The sequence below is a fragment of the Anaeromassilibacillus sp. An200 genome, assembly GCF_002160025.1.
In the GTDB taxonomy this organism is placed as follows: Bacteria; Bacillota; Clostridia; order Oscillospirales; family Acutalibacteraceae; genus Caccousia; species Caccousia stercoris.
This window is the reverse complement of sequence record NZ_NFJU01000015.1, coordinates 14645-37287: the sequence shown is the minus strand read 5'-3', so window position 1 is coordinate 37287 and position 22643 is coordinate 14645. Positions and strand designations below refer to the sequence as shown.

The following is a 22643-nucleotide window of genomic DNA, read 5'->3' as shown; positions in this document are numbered from 1 at the left end:
AGCTATGTGGGGCAGGCGTTTGGCATATCTGGCCGTCCTTGCGGCGGGCGGTTTGTTTTTTATTTTCTTTCGGGGATATCTGTCTTATCTTGTATTCCTTTTTCTGCTGATTCTTCCGGTGCTGTCGTTTGTCTGGCTTCTGCTGTCATTCCGTTTTGCCGGAGTGCGTGCGCAGGCATCCAAGGCGGCGGTGGAGAAGAAAGAGCCATTTTCATTTATGATCCGGGCGAAAAGCAGCCGGCTGTTTCCGATTCCCTGTCTGCGTGTAACCATTGAGATTTCCAACGCACTTGGCGGGGAAACGGAGCGGGAGCTGCTGTCATTCCCCTTTTTTGCGGGCGAAGCTGTGATGGAGCAGCCCTGCCGGTCCGCGTGCTGCGGAAAGCTGTCCTGTACTGTCCGCCGGGCAAGAGGGCTTGACTTTCTGCGGCTGTTTTCCCTTCCTGTCCGTGTGAAGGAATCCGCGGCGGTGTTTGTTCTTCCGTCCCGCACTCCCGCTCCTGCCGCTGTCACCGAAAACTGTCTTCTCCCGGATTTTGCGGAGCTGTCTTTGCCCACGGCGCCGGGGAACGATCCCTCGGATCCCTTTGACGTTCGTTCCTACCAGCCCGGTGATCCGCTGAGCCGGATTCATTGGAAGCTGTCTGCCAAGCAGGGAGAATGGATCGTGCGGGAGGGAGGAAGCTCCGCGGAGCGATCCATCCGCTTTCTGGTGGAGTGTGGGTCTCAGCTGCTGGAAAATGATTGTATTATGGAGACCTTTTCCCGTCTGGCCTTTCTTTTGGTGGAACATGGGATCCCGGCACAGGTATTCTGGCCGGAGGATGCGGAGCTTGGCTCACAGGGCTTTGACGGGGAAGAGGAGGCTTCCGAAATTTTGGAGGTCCTGTTGTCACGAAGCGTGCCTCCGGCTTTTCCGGTCCTTGAGCTGTTCCGGGAGGAGCACTGGAAAAAATGCGCGCATTTGATTTATATTACGCCGAAGTGTTCGCCGGAGCGGCTGACGGGTTTGTTGGAAGCGGGAAATGCGGAACGTGTTACCGTCCTTCTCTGCGGAACAAAGCAGGAACAGGAAATTTCGCATGACGTTGTGATTCCCGTCAGGCCGGATCGTTTGGATGACTGTCTGGCGGAAGTGGAACTATAGCCTATGAAATGGAAGAAAAGACATGAAACATATTCTGCCCTCTTTATGCAGGCGCCGGAGGTTCGGCAGGGGGGCGGGCATGGCTGGGGAAGCCTGCTGATTGGATGCTTGCTGCTGTTTCTTGGTTTGGCCGGTACGGCATGGGCCTTTGTCAGCAGCTTTGCCCTTCCGGCGCATCTGCCGCTGCTTTTAGCGCTTGCAGCCTGTCTCAGCCTGCTTTTGACAGCCGGGTACCGCTGGCGTTTTGCGGATATCCTCCTGTTCCTGCTCTCGGCCGCGCTCTGCCTTTTTTTGTGGAGGTTTCAGGGCGAAATTGTACAGGGCTTTCTCTGTACCGTCAACTGTATCACAAAGGCATATACAGAAAACTCTCCGTTTGAATTCCCCACTTTTCTGGTGGAGGAAATGACGGATTTGGAGCGGCAGAGATGCTGCACGATGTTTGTGGGAGCCTGTATGGTTCCAGTGGCGGGGGCTCTCTCCTGGGCGGTGTTCCGCCGCAGAAGCTTTGTGTGTGCTTTTGTGTTTACATTCCCGTTCCTGCTTGCCGCGCTGATGTTTACCATTACGCCGAATCTGTGTGCGATGGCAATGCTCCTGGTGTTTTGGGCGGGGCTGGCATTTTTGCCTTCCCGGGCGCGCTGCTGTGTGGGGAAACAAAACTTTTCCTCGGGAATACAGCGCTTGCCGGCAGCTTCCTTTCTTATGCTGACTCTCATGGCCGGGGTGGTGTCCCTGCTCCTTTTTGCCATTCCGGCGGAAGAATACCAGCGTCCGGAACAGGTGGATGATTTGCGTGTTTCTTTAGAGACAACAGGACAGAGGCTGGTTGAGCAGGTCACCAATTCCCTTCTGTTTTCCGGCAGCCGGGATCAGGCAAATTTGGAAAACCAGACCGATGGCTTTTCCGGAAAAACCGTTTTGGAGGTGCAGAGCAGCCGGGGAACCGACCTGCGCCTGCGTGGATTTACCGGCAGCGTTTACAACGGAAGCAGCTGGAGCCAGCTTCCGCAAGACGAGTATGCGCTTTTGGAGGAGAGCCTTGCCGGGACTTCCCCGTTAAATCTTTCCGGTTTTCTGGGGAAGGATTTGTTTTCCAGCATTCGGGTAAGCGTGCGCAATGTGGGGGCAAGCCGGGAAATCCTTTATGCCCCATATGCTCTTGCCACCACGCCCGAGGAATTTCCGGAAGCGGACTATGTTCATGACTCATTTTTACGGGGGGATTGGCTGACGGCTCCTCTGGAGTACAGCATGGACTGCCTGGATGTGCAGAGTTCGTTTCTGTATGGAGATCGGGAGCTGGCGGCGGAAGCCTATCTGCAATGTGTCCAGACGAATGATCCAAGCAGTCAGGAGCTTCCTTTCCCTGAGGGCCTGTACTATCTGGACGGCTCGGAATATGCCCGCGAGGAGATGCGGAAGCTGTACTGCACGCCGGTGCCGGACGATCTTCTGGCTGCTTTGCCTGAACCGCTGCATACCTGGATGGAGGAGGAAACGGAATACTCCACCTTTGTCTATGATCATTACCTGGATGTGCCGGAGGATCTCAAGGAAACCTTGCTGGATTCCTTCTATCCGGGCGCACAGTCGGAGGGCCTTCCGTTTGACAATGTGATCTCCCAGGTGGAGCTGATGGTTTCCACATCGGCGACTTATTCTCTCGACGCGCCGCAAACGCCGCAGGGTGAGGATTTCATCGAATATTTTGTGACGGAAAGCCATGAGGGATATTGTGTCCATTTTGCAAGTACCGCGGTGATGCTGCTGCGTTCCATGGGAATTCCGGCCCGCTATGTGGAGGGTTTTGCCCTTTCCTGGGATGAGCTGGAGGAAGCCGGGCCAGAGGGTTGGGTGGAAGTTAAGGACAGCCGCTCCCATGCGTGGGCGGAAGCCTATTGCCCCGGCTTCGGCTGGGTTCCTGTGGAAGCGACCCCAGGCGGCGGCACGGTTCCCATGGTTTCCAATGAAACGGAAAGCGAGCCGGTATCCTCTGAACCGGAAGAGCTTTCCTCCGCACCGGAAGAAGCTTCTTCCGCTTCCCAGCCGGTGAGTTCGCATCCTGTGCAGGAAAATTCCTCGTCTTTGATGTCTTATGCGGAGCAAGAAGAGGAGGGCGCTTCTCCTGTTTGGCAGGTTCTGCTCTGTGTACTGGGCGTGATTTTGTTTTGCGCCCTGCTGGTTTTGCTTTTCCTCCTTCGCCGCTCGCTTCGGGAAAAGCGGTATCTCCGTCTGCCTGCGAACCGTTCCGTTGCGCTGATGTACCGCCATGCGCTCGGCGCTGTGCGTTTTGGCTCGGAGATGGAGCCGAGGCTGCGTGAGTTGGCGGAAAAGGCGAAGTTCAGCCGCAATGGTGTGACAGAGGAGGAGCGCAGGGAGGCCCGCAGCCTTCTGACTCAGGTTTATGGGAAGGCGGCCCAAAAGCTTCCGCTTTGGAAACGCGTCCTGCTTTTCCTCTGGAAAGGATGATTCTGCTTCCAGAGCCTTTGGATCAAGAGAAAAACCGGCGGCTTTCTGAGCACACAAAGCTCAGGAAGCCGCCGGTTTTATTATTTCATATTCTGTGGTGTTATCGGCCGTTTTCTTCGTCCTGCTTTCCTTGGTTAGGATGCCGCATCAGCCCAAGTGCCAGAGCCGAGATCAAAGTACCCGCAGCCAGAGCCAGAAAGTACATCGGCCAGTTGGGCACGAGAGCAAACACAAAAATTCCTCCATGGGGAGCCTGAAGCGAGCAGCGGAAGTAAGCAGAAATTCCCCCTGCCACCGCTGAGCCCAGCATGCATGCCGGAATGACGCGCAGATCCGAAGCGGCAAAGGGAATGGCGCCTTCTGTGATAAAGGAAAGCCCCATGATAAAATTCATCATGCCTGTTTGCTGCTGGCGCGTTGTGAAGCGGGAACGGAACAGCACGGTTGCCAGCGCGATAGCAAGAGGCGGTACCATGCCGCCCAGCATAACGGAGGCCATGAGCGGGGAGGAAACCGGGTTGCCCGCCGCGTTCACCAGGGAAGCAGTCGCAAAAACGTAAGCCGCCTTGTTGACAGGTCCGCCCATATCCACACTCATCATCGCCGCAAGCAAAACCCCAAGAGCTACCGTGCCGATGTCGTCGAGAGAGGAAAGCCAGTTGGTGAGAGCGGCATTAACGTGGGAAATGGGAGGATCCAGGACCAGCACCGTCAGAGCGCAGACAGAAAGCAGGCCGATCACCGGATAAAACAGAACAGGCTTGGCTCCTTCCATTCCCGCCGGGAGAAATCGGAGCATCCGTTTCACAAGCTGCATGACATATCCGGCGAGGAAACCGGCTAAAAGCGCTCCCAGGAAGCCGCCGCCTCCGCTTCCGGCCAGAGCGCCTGCTACAAATCCCACCACAAGACCGGGGCGATCGGCTATACTCTTCGCAATGTAGCCGGATAAAATGGGAAGCATGAAACCAAAGGCTATTTCTCCGGCCTCTTCTTTCAGAAAGTAGGCCAGTGCGGAATTGCTGCCAAAGGTGAGTGCAGGCCCATCCGGGGCCAAAATGGAGTCCACCAGATAGGCCAAAGCAATCAACAGGCCTCCTCCAATGACAAAGGGGAGCATATGGGAGACACCGTTCATCAGGTGGCTGTAAATGGTGTGTGCAATGCGTGAGATGCTGTGCAGCCCGGTGGAGACGCCTCCCTCATAATTGGGAATTTCACCGGACACCGCCTGAAAAAGAAGCTTGTCCGGATGGCGGATCGCTTCGCTGACTGGTACAAACAGAACTGGTTTTCCCCGAAAGCGGTCCAACTCCACAGCCGCGTCCGCCGCCACGATAATTCCCTCGCAGGCGCGGATTTCCTCATCGGTCAGGACGTTGCGCCGCCCAGCCGCTCCGTTTGTCTCTACCTTCACGGAGATGCCATGGCGTGCGGATGCTTTTTCCAACTGTTCCGCGGCCATATACGTGTGAGCAATTCCTGTTGGGCAGGCGGTCACAGCCAGCACGCGCGGCAATTCGCCGGAAGAGAGGGAGGAGGAGGCTTTGCGATGCTCGGCCTGCTCAACGATATAGCGGAATTCCTCCGGTGAACCGGCGCGTTCCAGTGTTTCCCGAAAGGAGCTTTCCATCAAAAGGGCCGCTAAGCTGCTGAGAACTTCAAGGTGTGTTCCGGAACCCTTCTCCGGCGGTGTGGCAATGAGAAAAAGCAGGCGCACCGGCTGTCCGTCCAGAGCATCAAATTCCACGCCCTCCGGTACAGTCATAGCGGCCAGCGCGGGAACGCGCACCGCGGGAGAACGCGCATGCGGGATCGCCACGCCGTCTCCCACGCCTGTCGTGCCCTCTTGCTCCCGCTGCAAGACACAGCGCAAAAATTCCATGGAGTCTTCCAGTACCCCTCCGCGTTCCAGAGCCTGTGTCATCAGGAGCAGCGCTTCGTTTTTGGAAGCGGGCCGGCGGTTCAGCAGAACAAATTCCTCCCGCAGCAGATCAAGAAGCTGCAAGCCTTTTCCCTCCTTTCCCTATGTACCCATGGATCCGGTTGAACCCATCGTTTAAATTTTGAGATTGACCCACTTTCCTTTGCGGAAGCGGATATAAGTCATCAGGAAACGTACCAGCTGATCGGTGGCAAGTCCCAGCCAGGCGCCAAACAGTCCCAGTCCCAGCGGGTAGCAGAGAAGCCAGCCGCTGAACGGGCGCACAAAAGCAACGCTGATCAGGGAGACAAGAGCTGTATATTTCGCATCACCCGCACCCCGCAGACAGCCGGTGAATACCACCTGAGAAATTTGCAGAAATACCACAACAACCATGAGCCGCATGATCATATCGCCATAGGAGAGAATATCGGTTTCATCCGAAAACAGGAGAAAGATTTGGCGGCTGAATACCAGATAAATAATGGAGAGCACAGCAGAGAAAAAGACGCCCACCTTTTGACAGATCCCACCGTAAATACGCGCGAGATCCCGCCGCTTTTCGCCAAGGCTGCGCCCGACCAGCGCGACAGACGCCACGGAAAGCCCGTCTCCAAAGGAAAAGGAAATGCTCATGATATTCATGCCCACCTGATGGGCCGCAAAGGCTGTCGTGCCGAGGTTCGCCACAATGATGCTGTAGGTAAGGAAACCGATGCGCAGAAACATCTGCTCGGCCAGTGTGCTGGAACCGATGTTCATAATGGCGCGCAGAGTCTCCCGATCAAAGGAAATGCGGATTCTCCCGCGCAGGCTGATGAAATGGTCGCGATGCAGGGCGGAGCGCAGGCTCATGCCGCAGGCCACGACGGTGCCGAGTACGGTTGCGATCGCCGCGCCGCGTACGCCGAGACGGGGAAAGCCGAGATTTCCGCCGATCAGAAGATAGTTGAAGCAGATGTTGACCGCGTTTGCCACAATGTTTGTTTTCATGGCTATGCGGGTGTTGCCCGCGCCGCGCTGTGCGGCGTTGATCACCATGGTCAGCGTGTTGAACACCATGCCGCCCGAGATAATACGGAAATAGGCCGTGGCTTCTTCATGTGTGTCTGGTGCGGTTCCCGCCAGCCGCATGATAGGATCGGCAAAGACCACGGCGGCTGTACTGATCACAAGTGTGAGGCCGAGCGTAATCAGGATGGATTGCACAAGCACACGATTAGCTTTGGCGGAATCGTCCTCACCGCGCCGCCGTGCCACAAGTGCGGAAACCGCGACGTTGAGCGAGAGAAAGACGGCCAGACAAATAAATTTGGGCTGCGTTGTCAGGCCGACTGCCGCAATTGCCGCTGTACCAAGGCTGCTCACCATGATGGTATCAATGAAGCCTACCAGAGCGACCAGAAAGGACTCCAACATAGAGGGCCAGGCGATCCGAAGCGTTTCCTTTAAGAGCGCACCGTCTGTGGGAATTGGACCTTCCAGCTCATGGCCGCGCACCATGGCGTGTGTTCGCAGCAGTTTTGAGAGAATCACGTTCCATTCACCTTTTCTTTTTGCAGTTTCGCTTTATTCGCTTATTTTTTTCATTGTACTCCATTCTCACTCTTTCGTCAAATCTTCCACAAATTTTTTGCAAATGGATAAAAAATCTCGGATAAAAATAGCCGGAGGATCGGATCCCCCGGCTGTTTGGCTGTTTTTTCTCAAAGCTTGGGAACATTCTTGGTTGCGATAAAATCAACTCCCAGTCCAAGAATGTCCTTCACCACCACATCCCCGATCGCGACGGGAGCCGGGATGGTTACATTGTCCAGCAAACGCATCGCCTCGAAAATTTTTCCCTTCGGAATGTCAGAGCTTGTTTTAACAGAGGCGCGGCGGAGTGTTCCGCCCTCCACACAGACAGTGGAGGTGATAACGCGTGTGGGGTTGGTCAATTCTTTGCGGCCGTATTCCGCGCCGTGCGGACAGCTGTTTCCCGTTACGGAGAAGCCGTTTTCCTCATCCACCTTCAGGTGGCAGCCCTTCGGGCAGACAATGCAAATCAGCTCGGTCATTCTGCATCCTCCTCCTTCACGACGGAAACCGTGATTTTTCCATCCCGGATTTTCGGGAACAAGGCCTTCGGGAAGGCGACCTTTTCCATCTCGCCCGGAGCCATATGTTCCCGCTTGAAACGAGCCAGCACCTCGCCGCCGGACGAGATCTGGATCACCATATTGGTATAGACAAAGTTCACGCGGAAGAAAATCTCCACGAATTTATCCACGTTCTCCGTACGGATTTTCTGCGGCACGGTGTAGGTGACAGCGCTGCCGTTTTCCACAGCGATGCACGGCCCCTGCGGTTCGCCGTTTTTTGCGTAAAGCGCGGCGGCCCGTCCTGCCCGCTGGCTTTCCTGCGTCACGAAGTCGACCAGATCGTGGACGTGCACCACGTTGCCGCTGGCAAATACACCGGGGATCGAGGTTTCCATGTTTTCATAGACAACAGGACCGTTGGTACGCCGGTCAATTTCCACGCCAGCCTGGCGGGACAGCTCGTTTTCCGGAATCAGACCGACGGAGAGCAGAACAGTGTCGCAGTCAAAGGTGATCTCCGTGCCGGGGATCGGATTGCGTTTTTCATCCACCTTCGCCACCACTACCTGCTCTACCCGCTTGTCGCCCTTGATGTCAACGATTGTGTGGGAGAGATAAAGCGGAATGTCATAGTCGTTCAGGCACTGGACGATATTGCGGTTCAGGCCGTTGGAGTACGGCATAAGCTCCACACAGGCCAGCACCTTGGCGCCCTCGAGCGTCATGCGGCGGGCCATAATCAGGCCAATGTCGCCGGAGCCGAGGATAACCACGCGCTTGCCGACCATATAGCCCTCAATATTCATGTAAAGCTGGGCCGCGCCAGCGGTAAAGACGCCAGCGGGACGATCGCCCGGAATGGCGATCGCGCCGCGCGTGCGTTCCCGGCAGCCCATGTTCAGTACGACGGATTTCGCGCGAAGCTGCATATAGCCGTGCTCACGGCTCATCGCGTGAACGGTTTTATCCGCAGACACATCGAGGACCATCGCGCCGAGCATCACTTCCACACCCGCGTCCGCCAGCTTGTCGATAAAGCGGCTGGCATATTCAGGGCCGGTCAGCTCCTCCTTGAAAAATTGCAGGCCGAAGCCATTGTGAATGCACTGGTTGAGAATACCGCCCAGCTCGTTGTTGCGCTCCAGGATCAGCACCTTACCGGCGCCTTCCTTCGCAGCCTCCAGCGCGGCCGCAAGACCGGCGGGGCCGCCGCCGACCACAATGACATCATACAGGGTTTCGTTCATTCTGTACGCCCTCCCATCTTTGTCTCGCCGGTGATAACAGCCGTTCCGGCGCGATCCATCATGACCGCTTCCTGCGGGATGCCAAGTTCACGGGCAATGATCTGCTGTACTCTGGGGCCGCAGAAGCCGCCTTGGCAGCGTCCCATGCCGGAACCGCAGCGCCGCTTTACGCCGTCAATGGAACAGGGGGGGAGCGGACGGTGCAGGGCGTCGACGATCTCGCCCTCGGTAATGGTCTCGCAGCGGCAGACGATCTGTCCGTACAGCGGATTTTTCGCGATGGCGGCGGCGCGTTCCTCGTGGGAAAGATGTTTGAAGCGCACCACATGGCGCTCGTCCACAAACGTTTCTTTCGGATCCAGCGTCAGACCGGCTTTCCCGAGCATCCGCACCACATCGCGCGCGATGGCCGGGGCGGAGGTCAGGCCAGGGGATTTGATGCCTGCGATATTGAAGAATCCTTTTTGCTCCGTCTCGCCCACAAGGAAGTCATCGATCTCCGTGTTGGCGCGCAGACCCGCGAAATTGCGGATGGAGTCCCGGAAATTGATGTCGGGGACAGACCGGAGCGCCATTTTGCGGACAAAGGCCAACCCATCGCCTGTTGTTCCAAGATCGTCCTTTTCCGCGTCCTCAGCGTTCGGGCCGACAATCAGGTTGCCGTGTACGGTGGGGGAGACAAGCACACCCTTGCCCACTTTGCTGGGGCATTGGAAAATGACGTGGTTGACCAGCGTTCCCTGGCTCTTGTCGAGCAGGAAATATTCGCCCTTGTTCGCGGAGACGGTGAAGGTGTGAGGGGCCGCCATGTCGTTGATTTTATCGCTCCAGATTCCGGCGGCGTTGACGACGAAGCGGGTGTCAATCTCCTTGCCGCCGGCCGTAACGCGGAAGCCGCCGTCGATTGGCTGGATGGATGTGACTTCACTGTTCAGCTCTACCTGTGCCCCGTTTTTCACAGCTGTTTCCGCCAGTGCGATGGCCAGCTCCCAGGGGCTGACGATTCCGGCGCTGGGAGCGTAAAGGGCACTGGTGACCTCGGGACTCACATTCGGCTCCATCTCGCGCACCTCCGCGGCGGAGAGCACCTTCATGCCAGGCACACCGTTTTGTGTGCCGCGGTCAAACAGCTCGCGGACCAGAGCGTCCTGATCGGCGTCGAAGGCGAGCACAAGGCTGCCGATTTGCTTATAGGGAACGTCCAGCTTTTCGCAAAGCTCCTTGACAAGCGCATTGCCTTCCACGTTATACCGAGCCATTGTGGTGCCCGGATGCGGGTCATATCCCGCGTGTACAATGGCACTGTTGGCTTTTGTGGTACCGACGGAAACGTCGTTCTCCTTTTCCACCAGCACAGCGCTGAGCTTATAGCGGCTCAGCTCGTAGAGCAGCGAACAGCCGCATACGCCGCCTCCGACGATGACTACGTCAACCATTCTCTTTCCTCCTGTTCCCGAACCGGAAAAGCTGCGTGAGGACGCAAAAAAAGCCAAGCCAAAGAAACCCTTTACGGGTTTCTTTTTGCTTGACTCAACTCTCTCTCGCAAAACAGATTCAGTTCGTCTCAAAGCCGTGCGGAATCTTCTGCTGCTTTCCACACGATTCTATCTGTATTGTAGCACACAAAAGCAATGATTGCAAGTAGATCTGAAAAACAGGAGAAATTCCTGATTTTTTGTACGAACCGTTACATAAACCAGACGCTGGGGTTGGTGGTGGAGATGGCGCAGGCTCCCGCGCCAAGTGCCGCCATGATATCTTCTTTGTCTGCGATCAGGCCGCCCGCGATAATGGGAGTCTGTGTTTCCCGGCAAATCCGCCGGATGATTTTGGGCATCACGCCGGGCAGAATTTCAATGAAATCGGGATGACAGGAATCGTGGCGGCGCGTGACGTTCGACAGCGCCATGGAATCGATCACAAAGAAGCGCTGCACGGTGCAGAAGCCGAGCTCCGCGGCTCGGGCAATGATCGGCTGCTTCGTGCTGATGATCCCATCTGCCTTTGTGTATTCCCGGATAAAATCGACGCTGGCTTCCTTCGCGCTCAGGCCGGTGATCAAATCCAAGTGCACCATGGCATAGCGGCCAGTTTCCTTCACACGCTCCACGATGCGCGGGATGCTGCACACCGTGCCGAACAGAATAAATACCACCTTGATATCCGCTTTCAAACATTGTTCCAGCTCGTCCATATCCTTGACCGCCGCGATCACGGGGCAGTCCGCCATAATCTCCTTGAAATCCATTTTCCGTTCCCCCTGATTCCATCGTTTACGGCGGCTTGGTGGCGCGCCGGACCTGTCGCTTTTATTGTAGCACACCCGAAAAGCGGGTGCAAGGGAGGCTTGCACCCGCCGCGTTTTCTGTCATTTTTACTCGATCCATCCGTATTTTTCCAGAAGAGCCGTCGTGTTCGGGTAGTGCTGCGAAGAGATCAGATAGCTTCCGGAGTCCAGATAGAGAGATGCGTTTGGATCAAAGTGGAAAAGGGAAGCGGCAAGACTGTCCTCCGCCGCAAACGCGGGAAGGGAGGAGTCTCCCTGATAGGAGAGCGTCATTTCAAACCAGCGCTCATCGTACTGGCTGCTCTGCGGCATCCCCGAAAGAAAATCCTGTTGCAGCGCTTCGATGAGAGCGGAACGCTGTTCCGCGTTCGGCGTGAAGGATTGGTATTCATCGTTTTCTTTGGAATTCCAGAAGGAGACCGTGTCAAAGCTGTCCTGCGTCAGGAAGAAGCAGTCTGTGGTATTTTCGATCACTTCGGGCAGCAGGCTGATGCGGTCGAGCTCCTGGAGAAAGCCCTCAGGGAAAGCGGCGCTGTAAAAGCGGCGGCGAAGCTTGCTGCCATCCTTCAGCTCATAGGAAACTTCAAACACGCTGCCTTCCGACATGGGATACAGAGGCCCCATCGCGTGGTAGGAATCAATGATATCCTGGTGCAGCGCAACGATCTGTTCGACATTTTCTTTCTGCGTCACAATGGGCTCCATCATGCCGTAGTAGTTGCGGCTCTGTGGAGTTCCGGTGAAGAAGCTGGCACTGTGAGTCTGGCCGAAGGAGGTGGTGAAGGTGACAGATTTCACATCCTCCACGGCGGGAATACGAGAGGTGTAGCCGAAGCAGCCGGTGGCGCAGATCAGATAGAATACCACAAACAGTCCGGCCACCACACCGAGAGAGGGCATGGTTTTCCAGATGTTTTTCACGCCGCGCCGGTAGACCATTTCAATGGCCAGATGGGAGAGAAATGCTCCGAGCAAAGCCCCCAGCAGGAAGGGGAAGGAGGAGTAGATGCCGTGAATCAAAAGTCCCAGGCACATGCCGAAGCAGGCGGAGACAAGAAAACGGATCAGCACACGCGGCAGCGGGAAGGCGAAGGCGTTTTCCGCGGCTTCGCTCGCTCTTCTGCGATAGAGCAGCACGGCGGCGATCAAAAGGACAGCGCCGTATCCCAGCCACCACAGCAGCCACGGGACAACAGGCTCGTTTGCCAGACTGAAAGCGCCGATCAGCGGGTTCATCCCTTCATAGACAAACCGGGGAAGATCACTCCCGCAAAAGCCGGGCAGGGCGGAGCCGAGATAAGACAGGCTGAGAGCCAGCAGAAGGGGCAGACCGCCGCAGAAAGCAATCGTGCTGACAGTAGCGTCAAAGACCGTGCCGCAGCAGATGAGGAAGAAAATCATCAGCCCGATCAGCGCAAAGACGTTGACGATCAGGAACAGCGCACGCAGCCACAGCAGACCGGGATCCAGCATCCCATCCTGCACAGCCTGCATGGGAATGCCGAAGCAGAGCAGAATGGCAAAGCAGACAATGAGCATTGCAAGAAGCGGAACCACCAGCGCCGTCAGTTCCGCGGTCAGACGGCTGAGAAGCATCGTTTCCCGGCGGATGGGCAGGGAATGGAACAGATCCACGCTGCGCTTGTCATGCAGATACCGGAACAAAGAGACGGTGAAAATCAGAGCGAACAGCCACAGCAGCGGCAAAACAAACAGGGACAGAATACTGTACAGAAAGCTGGAAGCCTGAGAGGAAAGGTAGTACTCCATCGGCATTTCCGAACTGTAATACGAAAAATTGCTTCTGGCCTGTGTGACGGTGAGCGTCATCAGAAGGGGAAGCACCACCGCGAGGATGGCGGTGTAAAGAAGGGCGATGCCGCGGATCTGGCGCAGAGCCGCGCGGTATGATTGGAAAAATCCGCCCGGCTTACGAAAGAATGTTGTCGATGTCATATCCGGCAGCCTCCATTTCACTGATAAATACTTCCTCCAGCGTCAGCGGGAGAAGCTCGGAAAATACGGGATTCATGGCGCTGAGCTTCGCCAGAATATCCTCCTGCGTTCCGCGCGCGACAAAATCGACGAGAGAGCCCTGCGTGCGCAGCGTCACGAGGTCGAAAGAGTCGAACGCGCTGCGGTCGGGCATCGGGCGGAACATGGCCTGCACGCGGCTGATGCCGAGTTTGAGCGAATCCAGTTCACGGTCAAAGATCACGCCGCCGCGGTGGAACAGTCCCACATGATCACAGATATCCTCCAGTTCGCGCAGATTGTGCGAAGCGATCACCACCGTCATTCCGCGATCGGATACCTCGCCTGAGAGAATCCGCTTGAGCAGCTGGCGCATCACCGGATCCAGCCCGTCGAAGATTTCGTCGAGAAGAAGGTGCGTCGGGCGTGCGCCAAGCGCGCAAAGGATTGCCGCCTGACGCTGCATACCCTTGGACATGTTCAGAATCCGCTGCTTGGTATCCAGCGGGAAGCAGGAGCAGAGATAGTGAAACCGCTCTTTGTCCCAATGGGGATAGGTGTGTGAGAATAAATCCTCCATATCGGTCAGGGTGGCGGCGCGGGGAAAATACGGATAGTCGGAGATGAAGCAGACATTGCCTTTCACAGACAGATTTTCAAACGGCTCGCCGCCGTCGATGAGAACCGATCCCGCGTCCGGACGGTATACGCCCGCCGCCGTGCGCAGGAAAGTGGATTTGCCCGCTCCGTTGCTGCCCACCAGCCCGAAAATGGATCCGCTGTCCACCTGAAAGCTGATGTCGTCCAGGGCTGTAATCGCCCCAAACCGTTTTGTCAAATGCTTTACTTCAATCATGTCGCTTCGCCTCCTGTCAGTATGCGTTCCACCAGAGCGCGGATTTCATCGGGACTCACCGCATTTTCCAGAGCGCTGCGGATGGCATGTTCCAGCGCCTGTTCCGCTTCCCGTTTCTTTTTCGCGGCTTCGTCGCCCATGTCGCAGAGAAACGAGCCTTTTCCCGGCACGGAACAGATATAGCCGTCGTGCTCGAGAAGCTGGTATGCCTTCTGTACGGTGTTGGGGTTGACCCCCAGCTCCTGCGCCAGCGCCCGCACAGAGGGGAGCTGTTCCCCGGGAACCATTGCTCCCAGCGCGGAAAGACGCAGAATTTCCTGGTAAAGCTGTGTGTAGATGGGGAGCCTGCTTTTGTGGTCGAGAAGAAGCATGGCGCGGCCTCCTTTCCGCTGAGTTCAACTGTATGATGTGTACTCAACTGTTCTATTTCGATTAGTACAGTTTGAGAATACCACAGGATCGTTTGCTTGTCATGTGATAAAGAAAAATTCCTCTTTACTTTAGCGTGATAATATGCTACAATACCACTCGAGCTGTTCGGTAAATCGATTGGCTCCTGCATTTTATTAAAGATCCGTGCCGTGGGCACGGTGGGAAGGAAGCGTTATTGCTATGTTGAAAAAGAAAATAGCGGCTTTGCTGCTGGCGATTTTGACCGCGTGTTCCGCGGCGGCCTGCACCGGTTCGAGCGGAGCGCAGACGAATTCGAACGCGGTGGGAGACGATGCGTCGAACACAACGGAAAGCGCCGCGGCAAATTCGGAGGAGCCTGCGTCCGACGACTCCTGGGATAAGATAGTGGAAAAAGGTGAGCTTGTCATGGGACTGGACGACGCTTTCCCGCCCATGGGCTATACCGATACGCAGACAGGCGAGATCATTGGCTTTGACGTGGATGTAGCCAAGGAGGTGTGCAGCCGTCTCGGTGTGGAACTGAAGCTTCAGCCGATCGAATGGAACACCAAGGAAATGGAGCTGGACGGCGGCAACGTGGATCTGCTCTGGAACGGATACAGCTACACCGATGAGCGTGCGGAAAAGCAGACGCTCAGCAACGCGTATATGAAGAATAATCAGGTGATTCTGGTCAAGGAGGATTCCTCCTATCAGAGCCTTGCGGATCTGGCAGGCAAAAGCCTGGGCGTGCAGTCCGATTCCTCGGCGGAAACGGCGCTGAACAGTGAGGAAGCCACGGAATTCCGGGAATCCCTCTCGGAGATTGTACCGATTGACGACTACAGCAAGGCTATTCTGGAAATCCAGAACGGCTTGATTGAAGCCATTGCCATCGACGAGGTGGTGGCCCGCTTCTATCTGACCAACGATCCGGGTGCTTACCGGATCCTGGAGAAGGAAGACGGAACGGTCGAGTCTCTTGCGGTGGAGGATTATGTGATCGGTTTCCGCAAGGGCGATCAGGCGCTTTGCGATAAAGTGAATGAGACGCTCAGCGAAATGAAAGCCGATGGAACGCTTGGCGAGATCTCCGAAAAGTGGTTCGGAGAGGACGTTACAACCATCGAGGTGTAATCAAACCAGAGCTCAGGGGCCTGCCGCCGGAGTAGATCCGGGGCGGGTCCCCTTTTGCACGGCGCGGACAGCGCCGGGAAACAGAGGAGGGAAGAAATCTTGAATCCGGAAACGTTAGCCAGCTTGCAAACGCTGTTCCAGGAGATGGGGGAGGCCAGCCTGAGCACTCTTTTGATCTTTTTCCTGACGCTTCTTTTTTCGCTTCCGCTGGGACTTCTGGTTGCCTTCGGACGCAGAAGCCGCTATAAAATCATCAGTCTCCCGGTGCGGTTTTACATTCTGATCATGCGGGGAACGCCGCTCATGCTTCAGCTGTTTTTTGTGTTCTATGGGCTGAACCCGCTGTTCGGCATCCAGCCGCAGCGCATGCAGGCGGCGATCATTGCGTTTGTGCTCAACTATGCGGCGTATTTCGCGGAGATTTACCGCGGCGGCATTGAGTCGATCCCGGAGGGCCAGTATGAAGCGGGGAAGGTGCTCGGGTTTACGCGTGCGCAGACCTTTTTCCATATTGTCCTGCCGCAGGTGGTCAAGCGGATCCTGCCGCCGATGGGAAATGAATTTATCACCCTTGTGAAAGATACCTCGTTGGCACAGGTGATCGCGGTCCAGGAGTTGATGCATGTCACCGAAAAATTTGCAAGCTCCTCCGTATCGACCGTTCCGTTCTTCGTGGCGGCTGTGTTCTATCTGGTGATGAACGGCGTTGTCACACGCTGCTTTACCGTGGCGGAGAAGAAATTCTCCTATTATCGCTGAGGAGGTGCGGACGATGGCAAAGGAAATGGTGTTGGCGGAAAACCTCCGGAAAAGCTTTGGCGGGCAGCCGGTGCTCAAGGGCATCTCCTGCCATGTGAATCAAGGAGAGGTGCTGGCGGTCATCGGGCCGTCCGGTTCGGGAAAAAGTACGCTGCTGCGGTGTATCACACAGTTGGAGCAGATTGACAGCGGCAGCATCACCATCTGCGGGGAACAGCTGGCCCGGGAGGAAAACGGGAAAGCAAAATACGCGGATCGGAAAACCTGCGTGCAGATCGGTCTGCATCTGGGGCTGGTCTTTCAGAACTTCAATTTGTTCCCGCATTTCAACGTGCTGCGAAACATCACAGAAGCTCCGGTGCGCGTTTTGAAAAAGAGCCGTGCGGAAGCGGAAGAGACGGCGCGTGCGCTTCTGGGAAAGATGGGACTTTCCGATAAAGCGGACGCATACCCCTGCCAGCTTTCGGGCGGGCAGCAGCAGCGGGTGTCCATTGCCCGCGCGCTCGCCATGAATCCGGATATCCTGTTTTTCGACGAGCCGACCAGCGCGCTGGATCCGGAACTGACAGGAGAGATTTTGCGTGTTATCCGGGAACTGGCGGCGGAGCATATGACCATGGTGGTTGTCACCCACGAGATGAAGTTTGCCCGCGACGTCGCGGATCGCGTTATTTTTATGGACGGCGGCGTGATTGTGGAGCAGGGCAGCGCGGAGGACGTGTTTGGCAATACGCAGAACGAGCGTCTGAAAACTTTCCTGGCCCGCTATAATGAGGGCTGACACAGAGCAAAAAAACGGCCGGAACATCCTGTGTTCCGGCCGTTTTCCTGTATCCATATTTATGCCAGCGCCAATCTCGGAGAGAGCTGCGGCGTCCTTTGCGAAGCCTTTTCTGCCTCTTCCCGCAGGGAGGCAAAAATCAGCTCATGTCCCTTTTCATTCGGATGGATTCCGTCCTCACAGAGCAGCTCCTCGTAGTGGCTGCGCTCCAGAAAACGGCTGCTGATATCCAGAAGCAGAACCTGCTCCTCCATAGCCACGCGGCACACGGCGAGATTATACATCTCATGCCAGCGGTAGATCCGATCGATATCTCCCAGCCACTTCAGGATATTCTCCGCGTTTTCGCCTTGTGTGAACCAGTTGAAATAACGGTGGGCGTCGATCGGCGGCAGACTCAGCAGTACAGGATTCCCGCCGTTCTCACGGGTGAAACGCACGGCTTTGCGGTATTCCTCCTCAAAAACGGCGATCGGCGTTTTTGCCAGATGCTCGCCGTCGGGATTTTCCGCGATGGTATGCCAGTCGAAGTCGCAGTCGTTTCCGCCGAATTCAAAAACAACAAAATCATAAGAGGAAAGCTCCGCGGCATGGCGCTCCAGAAGCTCCCGACCCTTGGTAATGGTGCAGCCAAATTTGGAATAGTTGGTGACACGGAGGTGATCCTGTGTTTCCATCGAGGCCGCAAAACAATCTTTGATCACACGGTATTTGCGCCGGATGCTGTCAAATATCACACCCTTTGCCACAGAATCTCCAAACAGACAAACGGAATAACTCATAGCAGCCTCCTTCTCTCTGACAGACAGAGTGTATTTCTCTTTATCTAGTATTAAATACTATATATTATTATTTTATAAATGTCAACATCTATACAAGGAAATTCACAGCGATTTTACAAACCGGATATATTTTGCTATCATGAAGCAGAAACCTGATCCCAAGGAGGAATTGACATGGCAAAGCTCGTGCTGGTGGAGGATGACGCGGTCCTGCGCCGGGAATTGAAGCTGCTTTTGGAAACATACGGATATACCTGCGCGGCCCCGACCAATTTTACGGATATGCCCGAAGCGATCCTGCGGGAAAATCCCGATCTGGTATTGCTGGATTTGACGCTTCCCGGCAAGGATGGCTACAGCATCTGCCGGGAACTGCGGCTTGTCTCGCGCGTCCCTGTGATTGTGCTGACCAGCCGTGACACGGAGGCCGATGAGCTTTTGAGCATGAGCTTTGGAGCGGACGACTTTATCGCCAAGCCCTTCAACCGCCAGATCCTGCTGGCGCATACCGCCGCTGTCCTCAAGCGCAGCGGTTTGCACGCAGGGACTGTGACACACCGGGGCGTGACATACGATCCGGGACGCGGCACGGTTTCCTTTGAGGGCCGTGAGGCGGAGTTGACAAAAAATGAAAGCCGGATTCTTTCCCTCCTGTTCCGAAGCGCGGGACAGATTGTTTCGCGAGAGGAACTGATGAATGAGCTGTGGCAGTCGGATGAATTTATTGACGACAACACACTCACGGTCAACATGAACCGTCTGCGCCGGACGCTGGAAGGGATCGGTGTGCGGGATTTCCTCACCACACGGCGGGGGAAAGGGTACGAAATATGAGTCTGTTTCGTTTTTTAAAGGGCAAATGGTTGTTTTTGGTTGCTTCCCTTTTCACGGCCCTGTTCTGCGGTGTGCTGCTGACAGGCCTTGGGGCGGACTTATATGCTTCTTTCTTTGTCAGTGGGGTGTTTGTGGCAGGGTTGTTTGCAGCCCTTCTTCTGGAGTATTTGCAGAAACGGCGCTTTTATCAGGAGCTTGAGCAGAATCTTCAGGCGCTTGACCGGAAATATTTGCTGGCGGAAACATTGGAAGAGCCGGATTTTCCGGAAGGGCAGCTTTGCTGGCGGGCACTGTGTGAGGCGGGAAGGAGCATGAATGACGAGATCGCCGCCTGCCGCCGTGCCGAGGAGGAATACCGCGAATACGTCGAGGTCTGGGTGCATGAGGTCAAAACACCGATCGCTTCAGCGCTTCTGCTGGCGGAAAATCATCCGGGCGAGGTGTCCAGCGCAATGATCCGGGAACTGCGGCGTATTGACGCGCTGGTGGAGCAGTCCATGTTTTATGCGCGAAGCCGCCAGGTGGAAAAGGACTATCTTCTGCGCCGCATTACACTGAGTGAGCTGGTTTCCTCCGCTCTGCGGCGGAGCGCGGGGCTTTTGATTGAGAGTCATGCCGCTGTCGAGCGCGCGGGATTGGACGAATCGGTCGCGGCGGATCCCAAATGGATTGATTTTATCCTGTCGCAGCTTCTGACCAATTCTGTCAAATACGCCGGACAGCCTCTGCGCCTGCGGTTTGAGGGCAAAGCGGAGCCGGAATGCGTCGTTCTCGCCGTGACAGACAACGGGCCGGGAATCCCGCCCGAGGATCTTCCCCGTGTCTGCGAAAAGGGGTTTACGGGAAAAAACGGAAGAAGCGGTACACGGGCAAGCGGAATGGGGCTTTACCTGTGCCGTGTGCTGTGTGAAAAAATGGGAATGAACTTCGCGGTGGAATCGCCGCCGGAGGGCGGCACACGCGCACTGCTTCGTTTTCCGCGCAGCAGCCTGATTGAGGGTGTATGTTACGAAAATGTAAGAAAACCGTAAGGCGGATCGATGGAAGGGGCAAGTGCCATTCTGTTACAATAGAGGTATCAGGGTGAGGCTGTGCCGCGGCTTTGGTGCACCCATCCGGCAAGGAGTGAGGATGACATGGAACCTGTTCTGACAGTCCGCAACGTGGAAAAGTATTACGGCAGCCGAGGCAGTGTGACAAAGGCGGTCGATGACATCAGCTTTACCGTGGAGAAAGGAGAGTTTGTCGGTGTCATGGGCGCGTCCGGCAGCGGCAAAACAACGCTGCTCAACTGCATTGCCACCATTGACCGTGTAAGTGCCGGGCATATTTTTGTTGGAGGCCGGGATGTGACCGCTTTGGGAGAGCGCCGTCTGAGCGCATTCCGCAGGGAGGAGCTTGGCTTCATTTTTCAGGATTACAACCTTCTGGACACGCTGACGGCTTTTGAAAACATCGCGCTTGCGCTGACCATCCGCCGCACACCGCCAAAGGAAATCCGGGTGCGTGTGGAGGAGGTGGCGCAAAGGCTTGGCGTATTCTCCGCCCTGCCGAAATATCCGTACCAGCTTTCCGGCGGGGAAAAGCAGCGCATCGCGGCGGCACGGGCCATTGTGGGAAACCCTTCGCTGATCCTCGCGGATGAGCCAACAGGATCGCTCGATTCCCGCAGTGCACGCGTTCTTCTGGAAAGCCTTGGTACGCTGCACAGCGCTTTAAAAGCCACCATTCTCATGGTAACGCACGACGCCTTTACCGCGAGCTACTGCGGCCGTATCCTTTTCATCAAGGACGGAAAGCTGTTCAGTGAACTGAGAAGAGGAGAGGCGGGACGCGGGGAGTTTTTTGACCGCATCATGGAGGTTGTGTCTTTGTTGGGAGGTGACAGCGCTCATGCTCTGTAAGCTGGCCTTCCGCAATGTCACCCGCAGCATCCGGGATTTTACCGTCTATTTTCTGACGCTTGCCTTTGGTGTGTGCCTGTTTTACGTATTCAATTCCATCGACGCCCAGCAGGCAATGATTGCCCTGAGCGATTCCCAGAAATTTTATGTGGCGCAAATGACAGAGATCATGGCCTATGTCTCCGTGTTTGTGGCCGTGGTGTTCGGTCTGCTTGTCGTGTACGCCAACCGCTTTTTGATGAAGCGCAGAAAGCGGGAGCTGGGCATGTATCTTTTGCTTGGGATGGAGCGCAGCGGCATTTCGAGGATCCTGATTGCCGAAACGTTTCTGATCGGTTTGTTTGCCCTTGCGGCAGGATTGACAGCGGGTGTGTTCCTCTCGCAGATTGTTTCCGTGTTTACCGCGCGGCTTTTTGAAGCAGATCTGACGTCCTTTCACTTCATTCTTTCCCCGGAGGCGGTGGGGAAAACGGTGCTCTGCTTCGCCGTGATTTTCGCCGTTGTGATTGTATTTAATATGGTGTCTGTGTCGCGCTGCCGTCTGTCGGAGCTTTTGACAGCAGGCCGGAAAAACGAAAGCTCCGGCGTGCGGGGAGGAAGGGTATCGCTCATCCTGTTTCTGCTCTCCGTGCTGTCGCTTGGAGCGGCATATGTTTGGGTGCTTCATACGGGCCTGTTCAGCGCGGAGCTTGGAAAACAGATAGTACTGGGATGTGCTGGTACCGTTCTTTTCTTTTTCTCCCTTTCCGGTTTTCTCTCCGCGCTCCCGCGCCTGTTCCCGCGTTTTTATTTTCGCGGGCTGAATTGCTTTGTTCTGCGCCAGGTCAACGCGCGCGTCAACACGGCAGCGCTCTCCATGAGCGTGATCTGTCTGATGCTCTTTTTGACCATCAGCGCGCTGGCGGGTGGGGTGAGCACATCGGAGGGATTCAGTACACAGGCGCGCGCGAATAACCCATACAGCGCAAGCCTTCTCTATTATGTGGATCAGGGGGCGAAACCGTCGCTGGACATGGAGCAGCAGCTGCGGGCGGATGGCGTGCCGTACGATGAATTTGTCCGTTCCTCCAGCCAGATGGAAATTCACACGGCCGAAGTGGTGTTTGAGGACGGTCTGCATTTTTTTCTGGAAGTTGGACTTCCCGATGAGGAAGGGCCCTTCCGCAAGCAGGGAAATTCGGTTTTTGCCCCGTTCTGCGACGTTTTGGCGGAAAGTGAATGGAACGCCATGCGCCGGCTTGCCAACCAGCCGGAGGTGTCTGTCGAAGAAGGGGAATATCTGCTTTGGGTGGAACCGGCGGTCGCGCAGGAGCTTGGCTCCTTTTGCGCATCCGGTCTTGCGGTGACGGTGGAGGGAGAAACTTTCTTTCCGGCACAGGAAGCATGCGTATCGGAGCCGCTCAGCACAGGCGTGAATTCGATCCATATTCTGGCGGTTATTCTGCCGGATGAAGCGGCAGAGAAATTGCCGGTTTTGGCGGAGCTATTGAACATTCAGCTGTTGGATGAGGTGGAAGAGGAGGATTTTGTCGAGGTTCTGGATGAAATTTACACCCGGCCCCGGGATGATATGGAGAAAAATTGGCGACCGTACGATCAAAAAATCACCCGCAAGACAGTGATGAACAGCAGCATTGGCGCCAAAACCATTGTGCTGTTTCTGGGAATTTATATTGGGCTGGTATTCCTGATCACAAGCGCCGCTGTCCTGGGTTTGCAGCAGCTTTCGGAAACGGCGGACTGCGCCGAGAATTACCGGCTGCTGCGCCGCCTGGGAGCGAAAGAAAAAGCGGTGCGGCGTGCCCTGTTCTCGCAGATTGCCTTGTATGTCTGCCTCCCGCTGGCGCTGGCGCTGGTTCACTCCGCCGTGGGACTGGAGGTGCTGCGCCGGACTTTTCTTTCTGAAATGGAAATCAACATCCTTCCCGGAGCAGTTGCAACGGCAGGAGTTCTCCTTTTGATCTATGGGGGCTATTTGCTTGCGACCTGCTTTGCCGCACAGGGAATTATCCGTTCGCGGCGCGGGGAATAGGGTGGAAAATACCAAACGATACCAAGGAGG

The 22643-nt window shown here is 55.9% G+C and carries 19 protein-coding genes; 9 read left to right on the top strand and 10 right to left on the bottom strand.

Annotation, left to right across the window (positions count from 1 at the left end; genetic code table 11):
- Nucleotides 1–19 precede the first annotated feature (19 nt).
- Together B5F35_RS09025 and B5F35_RS09020 are read left to right on the top strand one after the other, a co-directional pair.
- Nucleotides 20–1147 (top strand): DUF58 domain-containing protein, encoded by a 1128-nt coding sequence (locus B5F35_RS09025; protein WP_162611389.1) that lies wholly within the window; start codon nucleotides 20–22, stop codon nucleotides 1145–1147.
- A 3-nt stretch (nucleotides 1148–1150) separates the two neighbouring features.
- Nucleotides 1151–3619, top strand: a complete 2469-nt coding sequence (locus B5F35_RS09020) for a transglutaminase TgpA family protein (protein ID WP_087240176.1) — start codon at nucleotides 1151–1153, stop codon at nucleotides 3617–3619.
- Nucleotides 3620–3719: 100 nt separating this feature from the next.
- Here B5F35_RS09020 and B5F35_RS09015 read toward each other — a convergent pair whose 3' ends face one another.
- From B5F35_RS09015 to B5F35_RS08975, 9 genes are all read right to left on the bottom strand, one after another.
- Nucleotides 3720–5627: a PTS fructose transporter subunit IIABC gene (locus B5F35_RS09015; RefSeq protein WP_087240174.1), complete on the bottom strand. Its 1908-nt coding sequence runs from the start codon at nucleotides 5625–5627 to the stop codon at nucleotides 3720–3722.
- A gap of 51 nt (nucleotides 5628–5678) precedes the next feature.
- A complete protein-coding gene (locus tag B5F35_RS09010) occupies nucleotides 5679–7079 on the bottom strand; it encodes an MATE family efflux transporter (RefSeq protein WP_242969454.1) in 1401 nt (466 codons plus the stop codon).
- Between the two features lie 170 nt (nucleotides 7080–7249).
- The gene (locus tag B5F35_RS09005) at nucleotides 7250–7603 is read right to left on the bottom strand and encodes a DUF1667 domain-containing protein (RefSeq protein WP_087240172.1); all 354 of its coding nucleotides are present in this window, start codon (nucleotides 7601–7603) and stop codon (nucleotides 7250–7252) included.
- Nucleotides 7600–8874, bottom strand: a complete 1275-nt coding sequence (locus B5F35_RS09000; protein WP_087240170.1) for an NAD(P)/FAD-dependent oxidoreductase — start codon at nucleotides 8872–8874, stop codon at nucleotides 7600–7602. Before B5F35_RS09000 ends, B5F35_RS09005 begins: the two co-directional genes overlap by 4 nt.
- A complete protein-coding gene (locus tag B5F35_RS08995) occupies nucleotides 8871–10310 on the bottom strand; it encodes an NAD(P)/FAD-dependent oxidoreductase (protein WP_087240168.1) in 1440 nt (479 codons plus the stop codon). The genes B5F35_RS09000 and B5F35_RS08995 overlap by 4 nt, the downstream gene beginning before the upstream one ends.
- A 251-nt stretch (nucleotides 10311–10561) precedes the next feature.
- Nucleotides 10562–11122, bottom strand: coding sequence for a glycerol-3-phosphate responsive antiterminator (locus B5F35_RS08990; protein WP_087240166.1), 561 nt, complete (start codon nucleotides 11120–11122; stop codon nucleotides 10562–10564).
- 126 nt (nucleotides 11123–11248) lie between these two features.
- Nucleotides 11249–13117 (bottom strand): hypothetical protein, encoded by a 1869-nt coding sequence (locus B5F35_RS08985; protein WP_087240164.1) that lies wholly within the window; start codon nucleotides 13115–13117, stop codon nucleotides 11249–11251.
- A complete protein-coding gene (locus tag B5F35_RS08980) occupies nucleotides 13092–13991 on the bottom strand; it encodes an ABC transporter ATP-binding protein (RefSeq protein ID WP_087240162.1) in 900 nt (299 codons plus the stop codon). Before B5F35_RS08980 ends, B5F35_RS08985 begins: the two co-directional genes overlap by 26 nt.
- Nucleotides 13988–14362, bottom strand: a complete 375-nt coding sequence (locus B5F35_RS08975) for a GntR family transcriptional regulator (protein ID WP_087240160.1) — start codon at nucleotides 14360–14362, stop codon at nucleotides 13988–13990. Before B5F35_RS08975 ends, B5F35_RS08980 begins: the two co-directional genes overlap by 4 nt.
- A gap of 241 nt (nucleotides 14363–14603) precedes the next feature.
- On the opposite strand from B5F35_RS08975, the gene B5F35_RS08970 reads away from it, so the two are divergent.
- From B5F35_RS08970 to B5F35_RS08960, 3 genes are all read left to right on the top strand, one after another.
- A complete protein-coding gene (locus B5F35_RS08970; protein ID WP_087240158.1) occupies nucleotides 14604–15521 on the top strand; it encodes an amino acid ABC transporter substrate-binding protein in 918 nt (305 codons plus the stop codon).
- Between the two features lie 144 nt (nucleotides 15522–15665).
- The gene (locus B5F35_RS08965; protein ID WP_087240252.1) at nucleotides 15666–16280 is read left to right on the top strand and encodes an amino acid ABC transporter permease; all 615 of its coding nucleotides are present in this window, start codon (nucleotides 15666–15668) and stop codon (nucleotides 16278–16280) included.
- Between the two features lie 13 nt (nucleotides 16281–16293).
- Nucleotides 16294–17061: an amino acid ABC transporter ATP-binding protein gene (locus tag B5F35_RS08960; RefSeq protein WP_087240156.1), complete on the top strand. Its 768-nt coding sequence runs from the start codon at nucleotides 16294–16296 to the stop codon at nucleotides 17059–17061.
- Nucleotides 17062–17120: 59 nt separating this feature from the next.
- On the opposite strand, the gene B5F35_RS08955 is transcribed toward B5F35_RS08960, so the two are convergent.
- Nucleotides 17121–17843: an SGNH/GDSL hydrolase family protein gene (locus B5F35_RS08955; RefSeq protein ID WP_087240154.1), complete on the bottom strand. Its 723-nt coding sequence runs from the start codon at nucleotides 17841–17843 to the stop codon at nucleotides 17121–17123.
- A gap of 168 nt (nucleotides 17844–18011) precedes the next feature.
- On the opposite strand from B5F35_RS08955, the gene B5F35_RS08950 reads away from it, so the two are divergent.
- From B5F35_RS08950 to B5F35_RS08935, 4 genes are all read left to right on the top strand, one after another.
- Complete coding sequence (locus B5F35_RS08950; RefSeq protein WP_442856453.1) at nucleotides 18012–18677, top strand: response regulator transcription factor; 666 nt, start codon at nucleotides 18012–18014, stop codon at nucleotides 18675–18677.
- Nucleotides 18674–19708 (top strand): sensor histidine kinase, encoded by a 1035-nt coding sequence (locus B5F35_RS08945; protein WP_087240151.1) that lies wholly within the window; start codon nucleotides 18674–18676, stop codon nucleotides 19706–19708. Before B5F35_RS08950 ends, B5F35_RS08945 begins: the two co-directional genes overlap by 4 nt.
- Before the next feature lie 105 nt (nucleotides 19709–19813).
- Nucleotides 19814–20581, top strand: a complete 768-nt coding sequence (locus B5F35_RS08940; RefSeq protein WP_087240149.1) for an ABC transporter ATP-binding protein — start codon at nucleotides 19814–19816, stop codon at nucleotides 20579–20581.
- On the top strand, nucleotides 20571–22613 hold the full coding sequence (locus tag B5F35_RS08935) for an FtsX-like permease family protein (protein ID WP_087240147.1): 2043 nt from the start codon (nucleotides 20571–20573) through the stop codon (nucleotides 22611–22613). Before B5F35_RS08940 ends, B5F35_RS08935 begins: the two co-directional genes overlap by 11 nt.
- The last annotated feature ends 30 nt before the right edge of the window (nucleotides 22614–22643 follow it).